This is a genomic window from Pararhizobium sp. LjRoot255 (genome assembly GCF_964252905.1).
Classification (GTDB): domain Bacteria; phylum Pseudomonadota; class Alphaproteobacteria; order Rhizobiales; family Rhizobiaceae; genus Pararhizobium.
Map to the genome: position 1 here is coordinate 999,771 of NZ_CAXUPQ020000001.1, position 15,779 is coordinate 1,015,549.

The window sequence follows — 15,779 nt, forward strand, 5'->3', positions numbered from 1 at the left end:
TTGAGAAAACGGCAGATGAGTTTTATGCGGAAAATCGTGCTTGCTGCGCAAACGTCACGACAAAAGCGAATGCCGACCCGCGGAGATGCGGATCAAGCTTCTGCTTTCGAATGAAATTGCTCTGGCCATCGAGGACAAGGCGCTCAACCAGAAAGCTGCTGCGGAACTGACCTGCTTGAAACAGCCTGACATTTCCAGAATTGCAAATGGCAATGTTGGTGACTACTCGGTGTGGAGGCTTATGCGAACCCTGTCCTTGCTCGGCAAGGACATCGTCATCGACATTCACCAATCGACCAAGAGCAAGGCGATATCAACGCGAACTTCGCCCCCGCGAAACAGGCGGCAGGACGTTAATCCAAATCAAGCCGCGACGGCCGAAATCTTCCCCAGCTGGATGACCGCCTGTGTGCGGCTGTCGACATTCAGCTTCAGCAAGATCGCCGAGACATGCGCCTTGATGGTCGCTTCGGAGACGCCGAGTTCGTAGGCGATCTGCTTGTTGAGCAAGCCTTCGGCGAGCATGCCGAGCACGCGCGATTGCTGCGGCGTCAGTGTCTGCAGCCGATGCAGAAGATCCGCCACTTCCGGCTCATGCTCCATGCCGCGCTGGAAGCCCGGCGGGGTGAAGATGTCGCCGGCCATGACCGTTTCGATGCCCTGGCGGATTTCCTCGACGCCGGCGGATTTGGAGAGGAAGCCGGAGGCGCCGAGCTCCAGCGCCCGCTGGATCGTCGCCGGATCGTCCTGAGCCGAGACGATCATCACCGGCAGGCTCTGGAATTCGGCGCGAAGAGCGATCAGGCCCGACAGTCCGCTGACCCCCGGCATGGTAAGATCGAGCAGCATCAGGTCGGCGGAGACATTGTCGATTGCCGCCTGGCGTGCAGCGGTGAAATCGCCGGCTTCGACGATGGTCGGACTACCGGGCATGCCGGTCAGCGCCTGGCGCATGGCGCCGCGAAAAAGCGGGTGGTCATCCGCAATGATGATGGTCAAATCTGACGTCATGACGCTCCCTCCCAAGAGCCTAGCAAAACCGGCAAATCCCCCCATTCACCGCTGCGCCGCATAGATCGTCCGGAATCCGGTCAGGTCTTTTGAGGCACGCTATCCGTCCCATCGGACTCGCGTTCCAGATCCTTCACAATTCCCATGAAACTGCGCATCATTCTTTCCATGATGCTCATCGTCTGGTCAATCTCTTCCTCCGTCGGAAGCCGTGGTTTCAGCGCAGTTTGCCCCTCGCCGACCGTTTTTTCCAGCGTTTCGATGCGCTTTGTCAGCAGATCGAGCTCAAGTTCGAAGGCGGTGCGCTCGTCGGCGGCCATCCGGCAGACCATTTCGCCTTTGCCCTCCTGGCAGAGCGACACCTCGCCCGTCTGGGTATCCAGCCGCGCAATACCGCTTTCGGTCTTCTGCATGGCGTAGCGCCCCGGCGCCGGCTCCTCGGCAAAGGCCGCGACGGCTGCAAGAACCCCGCCCAGAACCAAGACCGGTATCAGTAACCTGTTCATCGCAATCTCCCTATCAGCCGAAAATCCGGGATCGCACCCGCTTGCCGATGGACTTTCGCAGAAGTTTGCGGCAATCCCGCAAAAGAAATTGTCCAAAGTCCAGGAAACGGCAGCATGACCGACATTATCTACAAAATCGTCCCGGCATCTCTGTGGCAGGATGCGCTCAACACTGGAGAATTCAAGGGCGCCTCGATCGATCTGACGGATGGCTACATCCATTTGTCGACGGCCGAGCAGGCACCGGGAACGGCTGCCCGCTATTTTGCCGGACAGGAAGGGCTTCTGCTTGTTGCCATCGATGCCGAAAAGCTCGGCGACAAGCTTGTCTACGAGGCCTCTCCCAGCGGTACGCGGTTTCCGCATCTCTACGCGCCGCTGTCCCTCGATGTGGTCCTTTGGGCAAAACCGCTGCCGCTCGGTGCCGATGGCGACCATGTCTTTCCGGAGCTTGACCGATGATCAATGCCATTCAGTCGCTCGCCCGCCGCGGCCTCTTCCTGCTCGATCCGGAAGCCGCCCACGGCCTTTCCGTCAAGGCGCTGAAAACCGGCCTCGTGCCCGCCTGCACCGCCCCCGCCGATCCGCGGCTCGCGCAGACCGTCGCCGGCCTCACCTTCACCAATCCGCTCGGCATGGCGGCCGGCTACGACAAGAATGCCGAAGTGCCGGAGGCGCTGCTCAGGCTCGGTTTCGGCTTCACCGAGATCGGCACCGTCACGCCGAAGCCGCAGGCCGGCAACGACAAGCCGCGCATCTTCCGTCTGGTCGAGGACGATGCCGTCATCAATCGTCTCGGCTTCAACAATGAAGGCCATCAGGCCGCGCTGACCCGGCTTCGTGGGTGCGCGCGCGACGCGATGATCGGCGTCAATATCGGCGCCAATAAAGACAGCGCCGACCGCATCGCCGATTACGTCACCGGCATTCGCACCTTCTACGGCGTCGCCCGCTATTTCACCGCTAATATCTCCTCTCCCAACACGCCAGGCCTACGCGACCTGCAGGCGCGCGAAAGCCTGGCGGCGCTCCTGTCGGCCGTGCTCGCCGCTCGCGATGAGGAGGCCGCAAAGATCGGAAAGCGTGTGCCGGTCTTCCTCAAGATCGCGCCCGACCTCACGGAAGAAGGCATGGACGATATTGCGACCGAGGCCCTGTCGCACGATCTCGACGGGCTGATCGTCTCAAACACGACGCTGTCGCGCGACGGCCTCAAGGACCAGCGCCAGGCCAAGGAAAGCGGTGGCCTTTCCGGCAAACCGCTGTTTGAAAAATCGACCGTCGTGCTAGCCAAGATGCGCCAGCGGGTCGGACCCGACCTGCCGATCATCGGCGTCGGCGGCGTCTCCTCGGCGGAAACGGCAGCGGAAAAAATCCGCGCCGGCGCTAATCTCGTCCAGCTCTATTCCTGCATGGTCTATGAAGGCCCATCGCTGCCAGGCAGGATCGTCCGCGGCCTGTCGCAACTCTGCGATCGCGAAAAACTCTCGTCGATCGCCGACATCCGCGGCAGCCGCGTTGACTATTGGGCCACCAGGGCATGATGCCGAAAAGTGTGAAGCGGTTCTCGGGTCACATCATGCCCTATAGAATGTCTGAGCCGAACGGCGTGGCACCAGCACCATCAGGAAAAGGCCGCGAAACAGCAGGAACAGGTTGAGCGACGCCCAGAGCCCGTGATTGCCGAAGGTCGGCACCAGGAAACAGAGGGCGGCAATATAGCCGGCGAAGGCGGCAAGCATCATGTTGCGCATGTCGCGTGACCAGGTGGCACCGATGAAGACGCCATCCATCAGGAACGCCAGCGCCCCCGTCAATGCGGTGATCGCCGCCCAGGGCATATAGACATAGGCTTCCGCCCGCACATCTTCTGCCGTTGTCAACAGATCGACCAGCCGGTCGCCGAAAATCAAAAAGACGATGGTGGTGAACCCGGCGAGAACGAGGGACCAGATCGCCGTCATCCTCAAGGCCCGATCGAAGGCCGGCCGGAAGCGGGCGCCGATGGCGCGGCCCGTCAGCTGCTCGGCGGCATTGGCGAGCCCGTCGAGATAATAACCAGCGACAAGGAAGATCGTCATCAGCACGGCGTTGGCAGCCAGCGTCACCGGGCCAAGGGAGGTACCGATGCGCGTCATCAGGGCAAAGGCGCCGAGGAGGACGAAGGATCGGATCATGATATCGCGGTTAAGCCCGAACAGCGGCTTCAGGCGTTCGCGGGCGATGATCGATGCCCAGCTCGGCGAAACCGTGCGGTCGAAGCGGGCATAGACGACTGCGAATCCGACGATCGCGCCGACCACCTCGCCCGTCACCGTCGCCAGCGCGACCCCCGTCACGCCCCAGCCGAGGTAAAGCCCGAGGACGATGCACAAGACGATGTTGATGCCGTTGATCAGCGTCTGCAGCACAAGTCCCGTTGTCCCCTGCCCGCGCCCGAGCACGTAGCCGAGGATGGTGTAGTTGGCGAGTGCGGCGGGACCGGAAAGAATGCGACAGAGGAAATAGGTGCGCGTCACCGCCGCCACCTCCGGCCCCGGCGCCATCAGCCCTAGTCCGAGGGCCAGCAGCAACGGCGATAAAAGGACGATAGCGGTTCCGCAGACCACAGCGATGATCAGGGAACGCCAGAAAACGGCCTGCTCTTCCGTCTTGTCGCCGCGCCCGAAAGCCTGGGCGACCAGGCCGGTTGTGGCCGAGCGTAGGAAATTGAAGGTGCTGAACAAAAGGTCGAAGAGGATGGCGCCGACCGCCAGCCCGGCAAGCAGCGTTGCCTGCCCCATATGCCCGACGACGGCCGTATCGACCAGCCCGAGCAGCGGCGTCGTCAGGAAGCCCAGCGTCATCGGCACGGCGATCGCCAGGATCAGCCGGTTGGTGACGTGGAAGGGGCCCGCCCCTTGGGCATTTTCGCCGATATCGGCCGTCTGCGCTGCTGTCATTCTTTGTCCTCAAGACCAGCCGCATAAACCAGGAATCAGATCAGGCGGTCGAAAGCACCATGGCCCAATAGGGCCGGTTTCCGGAAGCCGGATTCCGCATCACCGCGACGCCGAGGCCGCCATAGTTCGGGCCCAGCATATTCTCCAGATGGTTGGGCGAATGGTACCAGGCGGTATAGACTTTTTCGGCGCTGTCCTGGCCCATGGCGATATTCTCCGCCGCCGGCAGCGCCACACCCTGATCCTTCATGCGATCGAGAAAACTGTCGCCCATGCCAATCAGGTGCGACATCTTCCCGGCCTTGGCCATCCGGTCGGCCTGCGCGAGCGCTGCCTGCGCGGCGGCCGGGTCGCGCGCGAGCTGCTTGAGCCCCTTCTGCTTTCTCAAGTCGTTGACATAACCGAGCGTCGCATCCGTCTGGTCGCTGCCGTCGCCGCTCGGGGTCATCTTGGGCGTGCCGCAACTGGCAAGAAAGCCGAGCGAAAGAAACGCTCCAGACCGCAGAAACGTGCGCCGGGAGGCGAGAAAGATCTGATCGTTCATATTACCGCCGGAAGTTCAAAATGCGCAGGATGACGAAGACCGGAATGACCACGGCCGCACCGAGCAGCAGATAGTCTCCGATGCGGCCGAGCGCCGCGAAGCCGGAATGCCAGAGGTCCAGAATAAAATCTCGGACCGTGTAGAGAATGCCATAGGGCGTCCAGCCGAATACCGCCATGACGAAGCCGACGATGATCGACACCACCAACAGCTTGACGATCACCCGGCCGGGCGTATCGCCCAGAAATCTGTTCACTCCATCGGCCATGGCCCATGATTCTCCTGTTTTGCCTGACATAAGCCGCCACGGCGCCGCTCGCAAGCCGCGAAGATTGGCGAAACCCCTTGCCGAGCCAATCGCCGCTTGCCATTTCTACCCTCACACGCGACAAGCGGTCAAAGCCCAAGGGCACAATCGAGGCGCAGAAACGATGAACCTCAACCAGCTTTCCTCCGGCGACCTGATTGCCGACCGCCGTGCCGAATATGCGCACATGCTTGCCGACAGTGGCGACCACGCCGGCGCCGCCGACCTGATGTCCCAGGCGCTGGAGCTTGTTCCCGACTGGGCGGCCGGCTGGTTCCGCCTCGCCGACTATCAGGAGAAATCCGGCCGCAAAGAGGCGGCAATCGCAGCCCTGAGGAAAGTTCTCGAGCTCAACCCCGAGGATATTTTCGGCGCCGGCCTGAAACTCGCCCTCCTCGGCGGCGCCGAGACGCCGGAGCAGCCTTCGAGCCTTTATGTTGCGCAACTGTTCGACGACTATGCCGACCGCTTCGACAAGGCGTTGGTCGAGAAGCTCCACTATACCGTTCCGGAAAAACTCGCCGCCCTGATTGCGGCCCACGCGGGCAACGAGCGCTTCGCCCATGTCATCGATCTCGGCTGCGGCACCGGTCTGTTCGGCGAGCGCATCCGCGACAAGGCCGACCATCTCGAAGGCTTCGACCTTTCGGCCAATATGCTGGCCAAGGCCGGAGACAAAGGCATTTACGACCGGCTCGCACAGGCCGACCTTTCCCTGCCGCTCGAGCGTTCCGGCCTTTTTGCCAAGGGCAAGACCGCCGAAAACCGCGCCGACCTCGTCAGCGCTGCCGATGTGCTGATGTATCTCGGCAATCTCGACAGCGTCTTCGTCATCGCGTCGAAGCTGCTTGCCGGTGGCGGCCTGTTTGCCTTTTCCGTCGAGGATAGCGGAGAGGACCGAGATTTCGTTTTACGCGAATCCCTGCGCTACGCACATTCGGAAAGCTACATCCGGCAGCTCTGCAACCGCTTCGGGCTCGCTATACTCGACATCCGCAAAACCACCATTCGCAATGATGGCGGAAAACCCGTCTCCGGCATTCTTTTCCTTACGAAAAAACCGGCCTGAGCGAACTTTTCTTGCGAAATGTAAATAGGTCAGCAGTGCTTACATATTTCGCTTGATCGGAACGGCGCGAATCCCGATAATTGCTGCATTGCACACAGGGCACCGCCGCGCACCTGCACCTTCATTCATCAATTTCACCGCCGTTCGGGCCTGCCCGGATGGGTATCTCTTGCGGCCTTCGGAGATCGCGCCATGAGCCTTATCAATGCCCTTGGTTTCTGGAACACCAGTGCAACGCGCCACACGCCGCTTGAGGATGTGCAGGGCATTTTCTCCGGCAGTCTCGTGGCAGCACTCGGCCTCTATGTGCTCGCCAGCGCCGGCCTTCTGACCGGCAGCACCGCCGGCGTCGCCTTCCTCCTGCATTATGCGATCGGCGTCAATTTCGGCCTCGCCTTTTTCGTGCTCAACCTGCCTTTCTTCTACCTGTCGTGGAAGCGGCTCGGCATGGCCTTCACGCTGAAGACGTTCATTGCCATCGCCATCACCTCGCTGCTCACCAACGTCCAGGGCCAGGTGCTGCTGATCGCCAGCATCCATCCTGCCTGGGCAGCCCTTCTTGGCGGACTATTGCTCGGTTTCGGCGTGCTCGCGCTCTACCGCCATCGCGCCAGCCTCGGCGGCGTCGGCATTCTCGGCATCTACATGCAGGAGCGTTTCGGCATCCGTGCCGGTCTCGTCCAGCTTGCCATCGATCTCTGCGTGCTGGCGGCCGCCTTCTTCGTCACCACGCCGCCGGTCGTCTTCTATTCGGTGCTCGGCGCCGTCGTGCTCAATCTGTTTTTGACCATCAACCACCGCGCCGACCGCTATATCGCGCTTTAAAGACTGCCCCTCATCCGCCCTGTCGGGCACCTTCTCCCCGTGAACGGGGAGAAGGGACAAGCGGCAGCCTCCGTCATCCCCTCTCCCCGCTTGCGGGGAGAGGGCTAGGGTGAGGGGCCTTTCCCTCAAGCAGCCTTTGCCGGCTTGTCGATCGGATGCTGCGAGCGGAAGCCGACGGCGATCCGGTTCCAGACGTTGATGGTGCCGATAGCAACCGTGATCTTGGCAATCTCTTCACTCGAGAAATGCGCCTTCAGCGTCTCGTAGGCGTCATCGGGAGCGCCTGTCTGGGCAATGTTGGTCACCGCATCGACCCAGCCGAGCAGCGCCCGCTCGCGGGCATCGTAAACCGGTGATTCCCGCCAGACGCACATCAGGTTGATCCACTGTTCGCTGAGGCCGTCTTGACGCGATTCCTTGACGTGCATGTCGACGCAGTACGCGCAGCCGTTGATCTGCGAAGCGCGCAGCTTGATCAGGTGGATGAAGCGGCGCTCCAGCCCGGAGTTCTGCACGAAATTTTCAAGCGCGAGCACGGCCTTGAAGGCTTCCGGCGAGGCTTTGGTCATATCGAGACGAGTCTGCATCGGTCTTCTCCTTTGTGATGGCTCAGCGAGCCGTTTTGCGTTCATGGATTTCAAGGAAGGCGCAGCCCCGGGCTGCGATCCCGCCGTCATCGACCTCGGCCAAGGCGCGTCCGAGATCGGCGATCGTGGTCTTTGCCAGCTCGGCCCTGTAGACCTGCTCGGCCTTCAGCATGGCGGCGGAGATGCCGCAGGGCTTGGCGAAATACCGGCTCGGCAGCGGGTTCGGTCCACGCTGGCGGATTTCGCTGCAGCGGAAAGCTGGTGCCGGACCTTCGACGGCAAGGACGATATCGAGAAGCGTAATGTCGGCCGGCTTTCGTGCCAGCCGGTATCCGCCCTTCGGGCCGGGCACCGTGTCGAGAATGCCGGCACCCGACAGCGCCTGCAGATGCTTCAAGAGATAGCTGGTCGAGACACCATGAAACTCGGCGATCGCCGCAGCCGAGAGCACCCCGCCCTGCGAAAGGCTCGACAGCATCGCAACGCTGTGAATGGCCTGCTCGACACCCTCGCCCAGTTTCACCGCTCTCTCCCTCCGATAATCATGGATCTTTTTTATCCATGATTATCGTGTTTGTCAACCGCCAAAATCCGCCCCCCGCGCTTGCCTTTGGCAAAGCGGAGGATAGAACGGAATTTCCAAGAGCAAGGGGCACGACAAAAATGATGGCAACACCGGCAAAATCAGTCTTTGCGACGCTGATGGCTTCGAGCGCCAAACGGCACTCGATTGCCGACGATGTGCAGGGCGTTGTCTCCGGCAGCATGCTTGCGGTGCTCGGCATCACGCTCCTGTCCAGCGCCGGGCTGTTGACGGGCGGCGTGCCGGGCATTGCCTTTCTCATCCATTACGCGACGGGCTTCAGCTTCGGCGCCTGCTTCTTTGTGGCAAACCTGCCCTTCTACTATCTCGCCTTCCGCCGCATGGGCCTTGCCTTCATGCTGAAGACCTTCGCCGCCGTCGCCATCACCGCAACCCTGTCGGAAGTCCTGCCGCGGGCGCTCGGCCTTACCCATGTCGATCCGCTTGTCGGCGCGCTGTTCGGCGGCCTCGTCATCGGCGCAGGCCTGCTGGCGCTCTTTCGCCATCGCGCCAGCCTCGGCGGCATCGGCATTCTGGCGCTCTATCTCCAGGACCGCTTCGGCTGGCGCGCCGGCTTCGTCCAGCTCGGCTTCGACTGCGCCATCGTCGCCTGTTCCGTCTTCCTCGCCAGCCCCTACATCATCGCCTGCTCGATCGCAGGCGCGCTGGTGATGAACATCACGCTGGCGGTGAACCACCGCAAGGATCGCTATATCGCGATGTGAGGGAGACGCCCGAGTTTCAGTCGTTCGACGGCGTCATTGCAAACCATCATGCTTTTTCAGCTGGTCGATGGCATTCAGCGCATCATAAGGAGACCACCCCGCATCGACGGCGGCTTCCACCAACTTGGTTTCCACTTCCTGCTCGAGCTTCTGATAGAGCGGCTCGAGTGCCTCCTGCACGGTCAGGATATGCTCGTCGGGCGGAATGACGGTTTCACCAGGTGCTGACAACGGCATGCCCCACTCCTTTCTGGTTTTTTGCAAGAATAGTACCAATGCGGAGCGAGCGGAAGTGTTCTCTCATTGCGGCATGGTCATTCGCCCCGCAAACCGCACTCTTCAAATCCACGCTATTTGATCTACATTCACCCGCGTGAACCAGATCGATTCCGCCGCGCGCACAGTAACCTCGCTGCTCCTCCCTCCGCCCTTCCTGCGCTGGTTCGCGGACAAGGGCTGGCAGCCGCGCGCGCATCAGCTGGAGCTGCTTTCCCGTGTGCAGGGCGGCGAAAGCATGCTCCTGATCGCGCCGACCGGGGCCGGCAAGACGCTCGCCGGATTTCTTCCGTCGTTGGTCTCACTCACCGGGCGCGGGAAAATCCCGCCGGGTTCCGCCTTCACCGGCATCCACACGCTCTATATCTCGCCCTTGAAGGCGCTCGCCGTCGATATCGAGCGCAATCTGATGAAGCCGGTCGGCGACATGGGGCTGCCGGTGCGCGTCGAAAACCGTACCGGCGACACGCCTCAAGCCAAGCGCCAGCGCCAGAAGCTCAATCCGCCGGATATTCTCCTGACGACACCGGAGCAGGTGGCCCTGCTTCTCGCCAATGGCGAGGCTGAGCGCTTCTTCAAGGATCTGAAATATGTGGTGCTCGATGAATTGCATTCGCTCGTCACCTCCAAGCGCGGCCACCTCCTGTCGCTCGGCCTTGCCCGCCTCAGAATACTGGCGCCCGGCCTGCAGGTGATCGGCCTTTCCGCTACCGTCGCCGATCCCATGGACCTGCAGCGGTGGCTTAGCCCTCAGAAAGCGGGCGAAAACAATCATGCCGGGCTGATCACCGTGACCGGCGGCGCGCGACCACAGATTTCGATCCTGCGCACCGAGGAGCACGTCCCCTGGGCCGGCCATTCCGCAGCCTATGCCATCGGCGACATCTACCGCGCGATCGGTGAAACGAAGACCACTCTGCTCTTCGTCAACACCCGCAGCCAGGCGGAGCGGGTGTTCCAGCAACTCTGGACGATCAACGACGACAACCTGCCAATCGCCCTTCATCACGGTTCGCTCGACGTCGCGCAGCGGCGCAGGGTCGAGGCGGCGATGTCGGAAAACAGGCTGCGCGCCGTCGTCGCGACCTCGACGCTCGATCTCGGCATCGACTGGGGCGATGTCGACATGGTCATCCATGTCGGCGCGCCGAAGGGCGCCTCGCGCCTTGCCCAGCGCATCGGCCGCGCAAACCACCGCATGGACGAGCCGAGCCGCGCCATCCTGGTGCCGGCCAACCGCTTCGAGGTGATGGAGTGCCAGGCTGCGCTCGACGCCAACTATATCGGCGCGCAGGACACCCCGCCTGTCGGCAAGGGGGCGCTCGACGTGCTCGCCCAGCATGTGCTCGGCATGGCCTGCGCCGCCCCCTTCGATCCATTGGCGCTTTTTGCCGAAATCACCAGCGCTTCGCCCTATGCCGATCTTTCCTGGGAGACCTTTGAGCGCATCGTCGATTTCGTCGCCACCGGCGGCTATGCGCTGCGCTCCTACGAGCGCTACGCCAAGATCCGCAAGACGCCCGAAGGCCTCTGGCGTGTCTCCAACCCGCTGATCGCCCAGCAATATCGTCTCAACGTCGGCACGATCATCGAATCCCCGATGCTGAATGTCCGCATGGTCAAGCGCAACGCCCGCGGCTCGCTCGGTCGAGGAGGAATGCCGCTCGGCAAGGTCGAGGAATATTTTCTCGAAATGCTGTCGCCGGGCGATACCTTCCTGTTTTCCGGCAAGGTGTTGCGCTTCGAGGGCATTCGCGAAAACGAATGCCTGGTGTCTCAGGGCTATACGCTCGATCCCAAGGTCCCCTCCTATGCCGGCGGCAAATTTCCGCTCTCCACCTACCTCGCCCAGCAGGTGCGCAAGATGCTGGCCGACCCTGCCCGCCATTCGAGCCTGCCGGACCAGGTGCGCGACTGGCTGTCGCTGCAGAGGGACATCTCGATGCTGCCGAAGGAGGACGAGCTGCTGATCGAGACCTTCCCGCGCGGCAGCCGCCATTACATGGTCATCTACGCCTTCGAGGGGCGGCTTGCCCACCAGACGCTCGGCATGCTCCTGACGCGGCGGCTCGACCGCGCCGGGCTGAAGCCGCTCGGCTTCGTCGCCACCGACTATTCGCTGGCCGTCTGGGGGCTGGAGGACCTGGGCGTTGCGTTCAAGACCGGCCGCCCGAGGCTTGCGGACCTGTTCGACGAGGACATGCTCGGCGACGACCTGGAGGCCTGGCTCAATGAGAGCTTCCTTCTGAAACGCACCTTCCGCAACTGCGCGGTCATCGCCGGACTGATCGACCAGCGCCATCCGGGCAAGGAAAAGAGCGGCCGGCAGGTGACAGTGTCCGCCGACCTCATTTATGACGTCTTGCGCAGCCATGAGCCCGACCACATCCTGCTCGAAGCCACCCGCAACGACGCCTCGACCGGGCTTTTGGAGATCGAGCGGCTTGGCGGTATGCTGTCACGAATCAAGGGCCACATCACCCATCGCCCGCTGACGCAGATTTCGCCGCTGGCCGTGCCGGTCATGCTCGAAATCGGCAAGGAGGCGGTCGGCGGCGAAGCACAGGATTTCCTGCTTGCCGAAGCTGCCGACGAATTGTTTGGCGAGGTGCTGGCCACAGTGCCGCGCGTCAGTTGACGCGCAAAGGTCACTGCAGACCCTAGAAAGTCATTGAACAGAACCGACAAGCCGGAACCACATGCACCGCATAGCCCACGCCATCGCCGCCCTACCGGACAATCCGGCGCTTTCCGCCCGCACCGTGATAAACGGCGTGGCGGCCGTCTGCGACCCGCTCGGCGGCCTCTACCTGCCCGATCTCGACATCCTCGTCGTTTCCGACTTGCATCTGGAAAAGGGCTCGGCCTTTGCCCGGCGCGGCATGCTTTTACCGCCCTATGACACGCTGGCGACGCTGCGCATCCTCGACGCCGTCATCGCGCGCCACAATCCGAAGATGGTGATCAGCCTCGGCGATAATTTCCACGACCGCGTCGGCTCGGCCCTGATGCCGGAGCTTTTCCGCCAGATGATCGAGACCATGGCGCGCGGCCGCGAATGGATCTGGATCAACGGCAATCACGATCCAGACGGCACCGTCAGCCTGCCGGGCTCGTCCGCCGACGAACTCCACTACGCCGGTCTCATCTTCCGTCACGAACCGGCCAAGGACGCCGCCGCCGGCGAGATTGCCGGCCATCTCCATCCGGCAGCGACCGTCACGCGCCGGGAAAAACGGGTTCGCCGCGCCTGCTTCGCCACCGATGGCAGGCGCCTGATCATGCCTGCCTTCGGCGTCACCACCGGCGGCCTTGACCTTCGCCACAAGGCGATGCACGGCCTCTTCGACCGCCAGAGCCTCGTCGCCCATATGCTAGGTCGGGACCGGATCTATTCGGTAAGATACAGCAACCTCCTCGGTTAGGCCGCAGGCTTCTCCATTTCATACCGCAGAATAACGCCACCGGACTTCAGCGGCCGGGATTCAAGCAGCTTGAGCGGCTTGCGTTCGCCGGCGGGCTTGAAGAGCGGCGTTCCCTGCCCGAGCAGAACCGGCACAATGCAGACCATGATCTCGTCGATCACCTCCTCCGGCAAAAGCGAGGCGACCAGTTCGGCACTGCCGAAGATGTAGATGTTCTTTTCCGAAGCCTGCGTCAGCCGCTTGAGTTCGGCGGCAACGTCGGTAACGACACGGCTGTTGTTCCAGTCCGCCGTTTCCAGGGTGCGCGAGCCGACGATCTTCGGCAGCGCGTTCATAAAGGTCTTGATCTCGCTCTCGTCCTCCGTCGTCGTCCAGTAAGCCTTCATGCCCTCATAGGTCACGCGGCCGAAAACCAGCGCCTCGGCCTTGCCGCCGAGCTCCTTGCTCAGCGCTTCCAGCTCCGGCCCCCAGACAAGCATGTGGAAATCCAGGTCCCACTTTTTTGCGCCTTCGAAATAACCGTCGAGCGACATCAGATTCCAGACGACAACCTTACCCATCTCGCTTCCTCCTCCTATAACCGATTTCGTTTCGCAACTAGTTTACGGTAAGAAATCCGATTTCAAAATGCAAGCGGTTTTTCTGGCGGCAAATCGCGCGAGCGCATATGCCGTTTTGAGCGCTTCAAAGCGGGTGCCATAACGTTTGGAAACGCGGAAATTTTGCGCCGAGCTCACATGTCCGGCGAACTCTCGCGCGACCGCAACGGTTCAGATCACTCCGAAGAGGGCATGCCGAGAAAACATCCGGCGGCGGCCGGATCGTGCGGCCTGCTAGAACGCGTTGAACGTCAGCGTCGTCAGCGAGCGGTTGATGCCGGGGACGGTGGCGATGTTGTCGTTGATGAACTTGCCGATGTCCTCGCCTTCCTCGACGTAGACCTTGATCAGCAGATCGTAATCGCCGCTGGTCGAATACATTTCCGAGACGATTTCCTTCTTGTAGATCACGTCGGCGACTTCGTAGGTCTTACCGGGCGCGCATTGCAGCTGGACGAAAATCGGCTTCATCGGACAATCCCTTCATCGGCCTGCTGACGGCCTTTCGATGCTTCTCGACCGCAATAACCTGTTTTTTCGCTGCGGCAAACCCGTATCAGTCCCGGCGGAAGACGATGCTTGCCAGCCAGCCGGTGACGACGGCGAGAAGCACGGCGGTAATGCCGTAGAAAAGCGGCGATTCATGCGCGGCACGGGTGATTGCCTGTTCGAGGCCCGTCTTGACGACCCGCAGCGGCAGCGCCTTGGCGGCAACGAAAACACCATCGCGAAAGAGGTAGGCGCGCACGATGTGAACACCATTCGGCACGTCGGCCGGCAGCCGCACCGAGGCCTTGAACAGGCTGGAGCTGATGAACTGCACGCCACCCGGATCGCGCTGGTAGACGCCCGACGTTTCCTTCAAGCGCCGGAAGGCGTCGCGGAATTCGGTGAGATTGCTGCCGTCGCCGATATAGCCGATCGGCGTCAGCGGCATGTGCGCGACACCAATGCCCATATTGTTCATGTCGCCGGGCGGCGCGATCGTCTCGATGTCGCGCGTACTCGACAGCGAATAGGATTCCGGCACCAGCTCGAAGGTCATCGAATTGGTGTTGATCCAGATGCCGAAGACACGCTCCTTCTTGCGCACCGTGGTGTTTTCCTTCGGTCCTTCGAGGGCAACGACGATGTTGTATTTGCCCTGAGCCAGAAGGTTGGTATTGAAGCCGTCAATGGCGCCGAAAATCGTCAGATCGGCGCCGCGGAAGTCCGAGGTGATGGAAATCTCGTCGGTCGAGATGCCGATGTCGAGCTTCTCGGTAAAGTCCATCGGCTCCGCCTGCACAGCGAGCGGCGCAACGAAACCGAGACAGAGCAGCAGAAGGCGCGCGACGATCCGCATCAGAAGCCGAGCCCCGCGGAAACGACCGAATAGATTTCCTGCGGCGGGATGACGAGTTCGATGGCAAGGCGGATGCCGACGGCCAGAACCAGGAGCGCCAACAGCGCCCTGAGTTGCTCGCCGCGCAGCCTCTGGCCGACGCGCACGCCATATTGCGCCCCGATCACCCCAGCGATCATCAGCACGAAGGCGAGCACGATATCGACCGTGTAGTTGGCCGTCGCCTGGACGATCACCGTGTAGGCGGAAACGAAGACGATCTGGAACAGCGAGGTGCCGACGACGACACTGGTCGGGATGCGCAGCAGATAGATCATCGCCGGCACCATGATGAACCCGCCGCCGACCCCCATGACCGAGGTCAGGACGCCGATGCAGAAGCCGAGCGTGGCGACCGGGATGACGCTGAGATAGATCTTCGATTTCTTGAACCGCATCTTCAGCGGCAGTCCGTGGATCCAGTTGTGTTGCCCTGGCTTGCGCAGCGTCACCGTCTCGTTTTTCGCGGCACGGCGCAAGGCGATGATGCTTTCCCACAGCATCAGCGTGCCAACCGTGCCAAGCAAGATCACGTAGGCGAGCGAAATGACCAGATCGAGTTGGCCCATGCGCCGCAGAAGCGCGAAAAGCCAGATGCCGAGCGTAGCGCCGGCCAGGCCACCGCCGAGCAGCACCGTGCCGAGCTTGATGTCGATGGTGCCGCGACGGAAATGGGTGATGGCGCCGGAAATCGAGGAGGCAACGACCTGGTTTGCACCCGTGGCGACCGCGACGACGGGCGGGATATTGTAGAAGATCAGGAGCGGCGTGATCAGGAAGCCGCCGCCGACGCCGAACATGCCGGACAAGAAGCCGACGGCCGCGCCCATGCCGAGAATGATGAGAATGTTCACCGACAACTCTGCAATGGGCAGATACACCGTCACGGCCAGACCTCTAAATACGCCAATAGCCCGCAAGGCGGGCGGAAAACATCAAAGTGGCAAGTGATTCACCACAGGAGATTTGGAATGGAACAGGTCTGAAAACCAATTC

At 61.9% G+C, this 15,779-nt stretch carries 19 protein-coding genes and 1 pseudogene; 8 read left to right on the plus strand and 12 right to left on the minus strand.

Features of this window, described 5'->3' with window-relative positions; all coding sequences use genetic code 11:
• Positions 1-40: 40 nt before the first annotated feature.
• Positions 41-274, plus strand: a pseudogene (locus ACSQ2W_RS04960) (XRE family transcriptional regulator); the annotation flags it as partial.
• Between the two features lie 89 nt (positions 275-363).
• On the opposite strand, the gene ACSQ2W_RS04965 reads toward ACSQ2W_RS04960, so the two are convergent.
• Together ACSQ2W_RS04965 and ACSQ2W_RS04970 are read right to left on the minus strand one after the other, a co-directional pair.
• Positions 364-1,011, minus strand: coding sequence for a response regulator transcription factor (locus tag ACSQ2W_RS04965; protein WP_436085265.1), 648 nt, complete (start codon positions 1,009-1,011; stop codon positions 364-366).
• An 80-nt stretch (positions 1,012-1,091) separates the two neighbouring features.
• A complete protein-coding gene (locus ACSQ2W_RS04970) occupies positions 1,092-1,517 on the minus strand; it encodes a hypothetical protein (RefSeq protein WP_436085266.1) in 426 nt (141 codons plus the stop codon).
• 114 nt (positions 1,518-1,631) lie between these two features.
• Between ACSQ2W_RS04970 and ACSQ2W_RS04975 the strand changes: the two genes are divergently transcribed.
• Both ACSQ2W_RS04975 and ACSQ2W_RS04980 read left to right on the plus strand, forming a co-directional pair.
• Positions 1,632-1,979: a DUF952 domain-containing protein gene (locus ACSQ2W_RS04975; RefSeq protein WP_436085267.1), complete on the plus strand. Its 348-nt coding sequence runs from the start codon at positions 1,632-1,634 to the stop codon at positions 1,977-1,979.
• Positions 1,976-3,061 carry a quinone-dependent dihydroorotate dehydrogenase gene (locus tag ACSQ2W_RS04980; protein WP_436085268.1) on the plus strand — a complete coding sequence of 362 codons (1,086 nt, stop codon included), beginning with the start codon at positions 1,976-1,978 and terminating at the stop codon, positions 3,059-3,061. Before ACSQ2W_RS04975 ends, ACSQ2W_RS04980 begins: the two co-directional genes overlap by 4 nt.
• A gap of 33 nt (positions 3,062-3,094) precedes the next feature.
• Here the strand turns inward: ACSQ2W_RS04980 and ACSQ2W_RS04985 are convergent, their stop codons facing one another.
• From ACSQ2W_RS04985 to ACSQ2W_RS04995, 3 genes are read right to left on the minus strand one after another with little or no spacing between them, the layout of a single operon-like run.
• Positions 3,095-4,459, minus strand: coding sequence for an MATE family efflux transporter (locus ACSQ2W_RS04985; protein ID WP_436085269.1), 1,365 nt, complete (start codon positions 4,457-4,459; stop codon positions 3,095-3,097).
• A gap of 40 nt (positions 4,460-4,499) precedes the next feature.
• Positions 4,500-5,003, minus strand: a complete 504-nt coding sequence (locus tag ACSQ2W_RS04990) for a CAP domain-containing protein (RefSeq protein WP_436085270.1) — start codon at positions 5,001-5,003, stop codon at positions 4,500-4,502.
• A gap of 1 nt (position 5,004) precedes the next feature.
• A complete protein-coding gene (locus tag ACSQ2W_RS04995; RefSeq protein ID WP_436085271.1) occupies positions 5,005-5,271 on the minus strand; it encodes a DUF6460 domain-containing protein in 267 nt (88 codons plus the stop codon).
• Positions 5,272-5,434: 163 nt separating this feature from the next.
• Here ACSQ2W_RS04995 and ACSQ2W_RS05000 point away from each other — a divergent pair, with 163 nt between their 5' ends.
• Entirely contained in the window at positions 5,435-6,379 is a 945-nt protein-coding gene (locus ACSQ2W_RS05000; RefSeq protein WP_436085272.1) for a methyltransferase domain-containing protein, read from the plus strand.
• A 192-nt stretch (positions 6,380-6,571) separates the two neighbouring features.
• On the plus strand, positions 6,572-7,204 hold the full coding sequence (locus tag ACSQ2W_RS05005) for a YitT family protein (protein WP_436085273.1): 633 nt from the start codon (positions 6,572-6,574) through the stop codon (positions 7,202-7,204).
• Positions 7,205-7,329: 125 nt separating this feature from the next.
• On the opposite strand, the gene ACSQ2W_RS05010 is transcribed toward ACSQ2W_RS05005, so the two are convergent.
• Both ACSQ2W_RS05010 and ACSQ2W_RS05015 read right to left on the minus strand, forming a co-directional pair.
• Positions 7,330-7,791, minus strand: coding sequence for a carboxymuconolactone decarboxylase family protein (locus ACSQ2W_RS05010; protein WP_436085274.1), 462 nt, complete (start codon positions 7,789-7,791; stop codon positions 7,330-7,332).
• Positions 7,792-7,813: 22 nt separating this feature from the next.
• Positions 7,814-8,314 (minus strand): RrF2 family transcriptional regulator, encoded by a 501-nt coding sequence (locus tag ACSQ2W_RS05015; protein ID WP_436085275.1) that lies wholly within the window; start codon positions 8,312-8,314, stop codon positions 7,814-7,816.
• 143 nt (positions 8,315-8,457) lie between these two features.
• On the opposite strand from ACSQ2W_RS05015, the gene ACSQ2W_RS05020 reads away from it, so the two are divergent.
• Complete coding sequence (locus ACSQ2W_RS05020) at positions 8,458-9,099, plus strand: YitT family protein (protein WP_436087676.1); 642 nt, start codon at positions 8,458-8,460, stop codon at positions 9,097-9,099.
• A gap of 33 nt (positions 9,100-9,132) precedes the next feature.
• Here the strand turns inward: ACSQ2W_RS05020 and ACSQ2W_RS05025 are convergent, their stop codons facing one another.
• On the minus strand, positions 9,133-9,336 hold the full coding sequence (locus tag ACSQ2W_RS05025; protein WP_037119950.1) for a hypothetical protein: 204 nt from the start codon (positions 9,334-9,336) through the stop codon (positions 9,133-9,135).
• A 136-nt stretch (positions 9,337-9,472) separates the two neighbouring features.
• Between ACSQ2W_RS05025 and ACSQ2W_RS05030 the strand changes: the two genes are divergently transcribed.
• Positions 9,473-12,013 carry a ligase-associated DNA damage response DEXH box helicase gene (locus ACSQ2W_RS05030; RefSeq protein ID WP_436085276.1) on the plus strand — a complete coding sequence of 847 codons (2,541 nt, stop codon included), beginning with the start codon at positions 9,473-9,475 and terminating at the stop codon, positions 12,011-12,013.
• A gap of 61 nt (positions 12,014-12,074) precedes the next feature.
• Positions 12,075-12,800 carry a ligase-associated DNA damage response endonuclease PdeM gene (gene pdeM / locus ACSQ2W_RS05035; RefSeq protein WP_436085277.1) on the plus strand — a complete coding sequence of 242 codons (726 nt, stop codon included), beginning with the start codon at positions 12,075-12,077 and terminating at the stop codon, positions 12,798-12,800.
• Here the strand turns inward: pdeM and ACSQ2W_RS05040 are convergent.
• The 4 genes from ACSQ2W_RS05040 to ACSQ2W_RS05055 all read right to left on the minus strand — a co-directional run bounded on the left by ACSQ2W_RS05040 (position 12,797) and on the right by ACSQ2W_RS05055 (position 15,670).
• Positions 12,797-13,360 carry a dihydrofolate reductase family protein gene (locus ACSQ2W_RS05040; protein WP_436085278.1) on the minus strand — a complete coding sequence of 188 codons (564 nt, stop codon included), beginning with the start codon at positions 13,358-13,360 and terminating at the stop codon, positions 12,797-12,799. The genes pdeM and ACSQ2W_RS05040 overlap by 4 nt on opposite strands.
• Before the next feature lie 273 nt (positions 13,361-13,633).
• A complete protein-coding gene (locus ACSQ2W_RS05045; protein WP_112847795.1) occupies positions 13,634-13,870 on the minus strand; it encodes an Lrp/AsnC ligand binding domain-containing protein in 237 nt (78 codons plus the stop codon).
• An 85-nt stretch (positions 13,871-13,955) separates the two neighbouring features.
• On the minus strand, positions 13,956-14,744 hold the full coding sequence (locus tag ACSQ2W_RS05050; RefSeq protein WP_436085279.1) for a TIGR02186 family protein: 789 nt from the start codon (positions 14,742-14,744) through the stop codon (positions 13,956-13,958).
• On the minus strand, positions 14,744-15,670 hold the full coding sequence (locus tag ACSQ2W_RS05055) for a sulfite exporter TauE/SafE family protein (protein WP_436085280.1): 927 nt from the start codon (positions 15,668-15,670) through the stop codon (positions 14,744-14,746). The genes ACSQ2W_RS05050 and ACSQ2W_RS05055 overlap by 1 nt, the downstream gene beginning before the upstream one ends.
• Positions 15,671-15,779 lie beyond the last annotated feature (109 nt).

Excerpts from the sequence above, each read along its gene's own strand:
- ACSQ2W_RS04965 (WP_436085265.1), bottom strand. The coding sequence starts at position 1,011 with ATGACGTCAGATTTGACCATCATCATTGCGGATGACCACCCGCTTTTT.
- ACSQ2W_RS04970 (WP_436085266.1), bottom strand. The coding sequence starts at position 1,517 with ATGAACAGGTTACTGATACCGGTCTTGGTTCTGGGCGGGGTTCTTGCA.
- ACSQ2W_RS04975 (WP_436085267.1), top strand. The coding sequence starts at position 1,632 with ATGACCGACATTATCTACAAAATCGTCCCGGCATCTCTGTGGCAGGAT.
- ACSQ2W_RS04980 (WP_436085268.1), top strand. The coding sequence starts at position 1,976 with ATGATCAATGCCATTCAGTCGCTCGCCCGCCGCGGCCTCTTCCTGCTC.
- ACSQ2W_RS04985 (WP_436085269.1), bottom strand. The coding sequence starts at position 4,459 with ATGACAGCAGCGCAGACGGCCGATATCGGCGAAAATGCCCAAGGGGCG.
- ACSQ2W_RS04990 (WP_436085270.1), bottom strand. The coding sequence starts at position 5,003 with ATGAACGATCAGATCTTTCTCGCCTCCCGGCGCACGTTTCTGCGGTCT.
- ACSQ2W_RS04995 (WP_436085271.1), bottom strand. The coding sequence starts at position 5,271 with ATGGCCGATGGAGTGAACAGATTTCTGGGCGATACGCCCGGCCGGGTG.
- ACSQ2W_RS05000 (WP_436085272.1), top strand. The coding sequence starts at position 5,435 with ATGAACCTCAACCAGCTTTCCTCCGGCGACCTGATTGCCGACCGCCGT.
- ACSQ2W_RS05005 (WP_436085273.1), top strand. The coding sequence starts at position 6,572 with ATGAGCCTTATCAATGCCCTTGGTTTCTGGAACACCAGTGCAACGCGC.
- ACSQ2W_RS05010 (WP_436085274.1), bottom strand. The coding sequence starts at position 7,791 with ATGCAGACTCGTCTCGATATGACCAAAGCCTCGCCGGAAGCCTTCAAG.
- ACSQ2W_RS05020 (WP_436087676.1), top strand. The coding sequence starts at position 8,458 with ATGGCAACACCGGCAAAATCAGTCTTTGCGACGCTGATGGCTTCGAGC.
- ACSQ2W_RS05025 (WP_037119950.1), bottom strand. The coding sequence starts at position 9,336 with ATGCCGTTGTCAGCACCTGGTGAAACCGTCATTCCGCCCGACGAGCAT.
- pdeM (WP_436085277.1), top strand. The coding sequence starts at position 12,075 with ATGCACCGCATAGCCCACGCCATCGCCGCCCTACCGGACAATCCGGCG.
- ACSQ2W_RS05040 (WP_436085278.1), bottom strand. The coding sequence starts at position 13,360 with ATGGGTAAGGTTGTCGTCTGGAATCTGATGTCGCTCGACGGTTATTTC.
- ACSQ2W_RS05045 (WP_112847795.1), bottom strand. The coding sequence starts at position 13,870 with ATGAAGCCGATTTTCGTCCAGCTGCAATGCGCGCCCGGTAAGACCTAC.
- ACSQ2W_RS05050 (WP_436085279.1), bottom strand. The coding sequence starts at position 14,744 with ATGCGGATCGTCGCGCGCCTTCTGCTGCTCTGTCTCGGTTTCGTTGCG.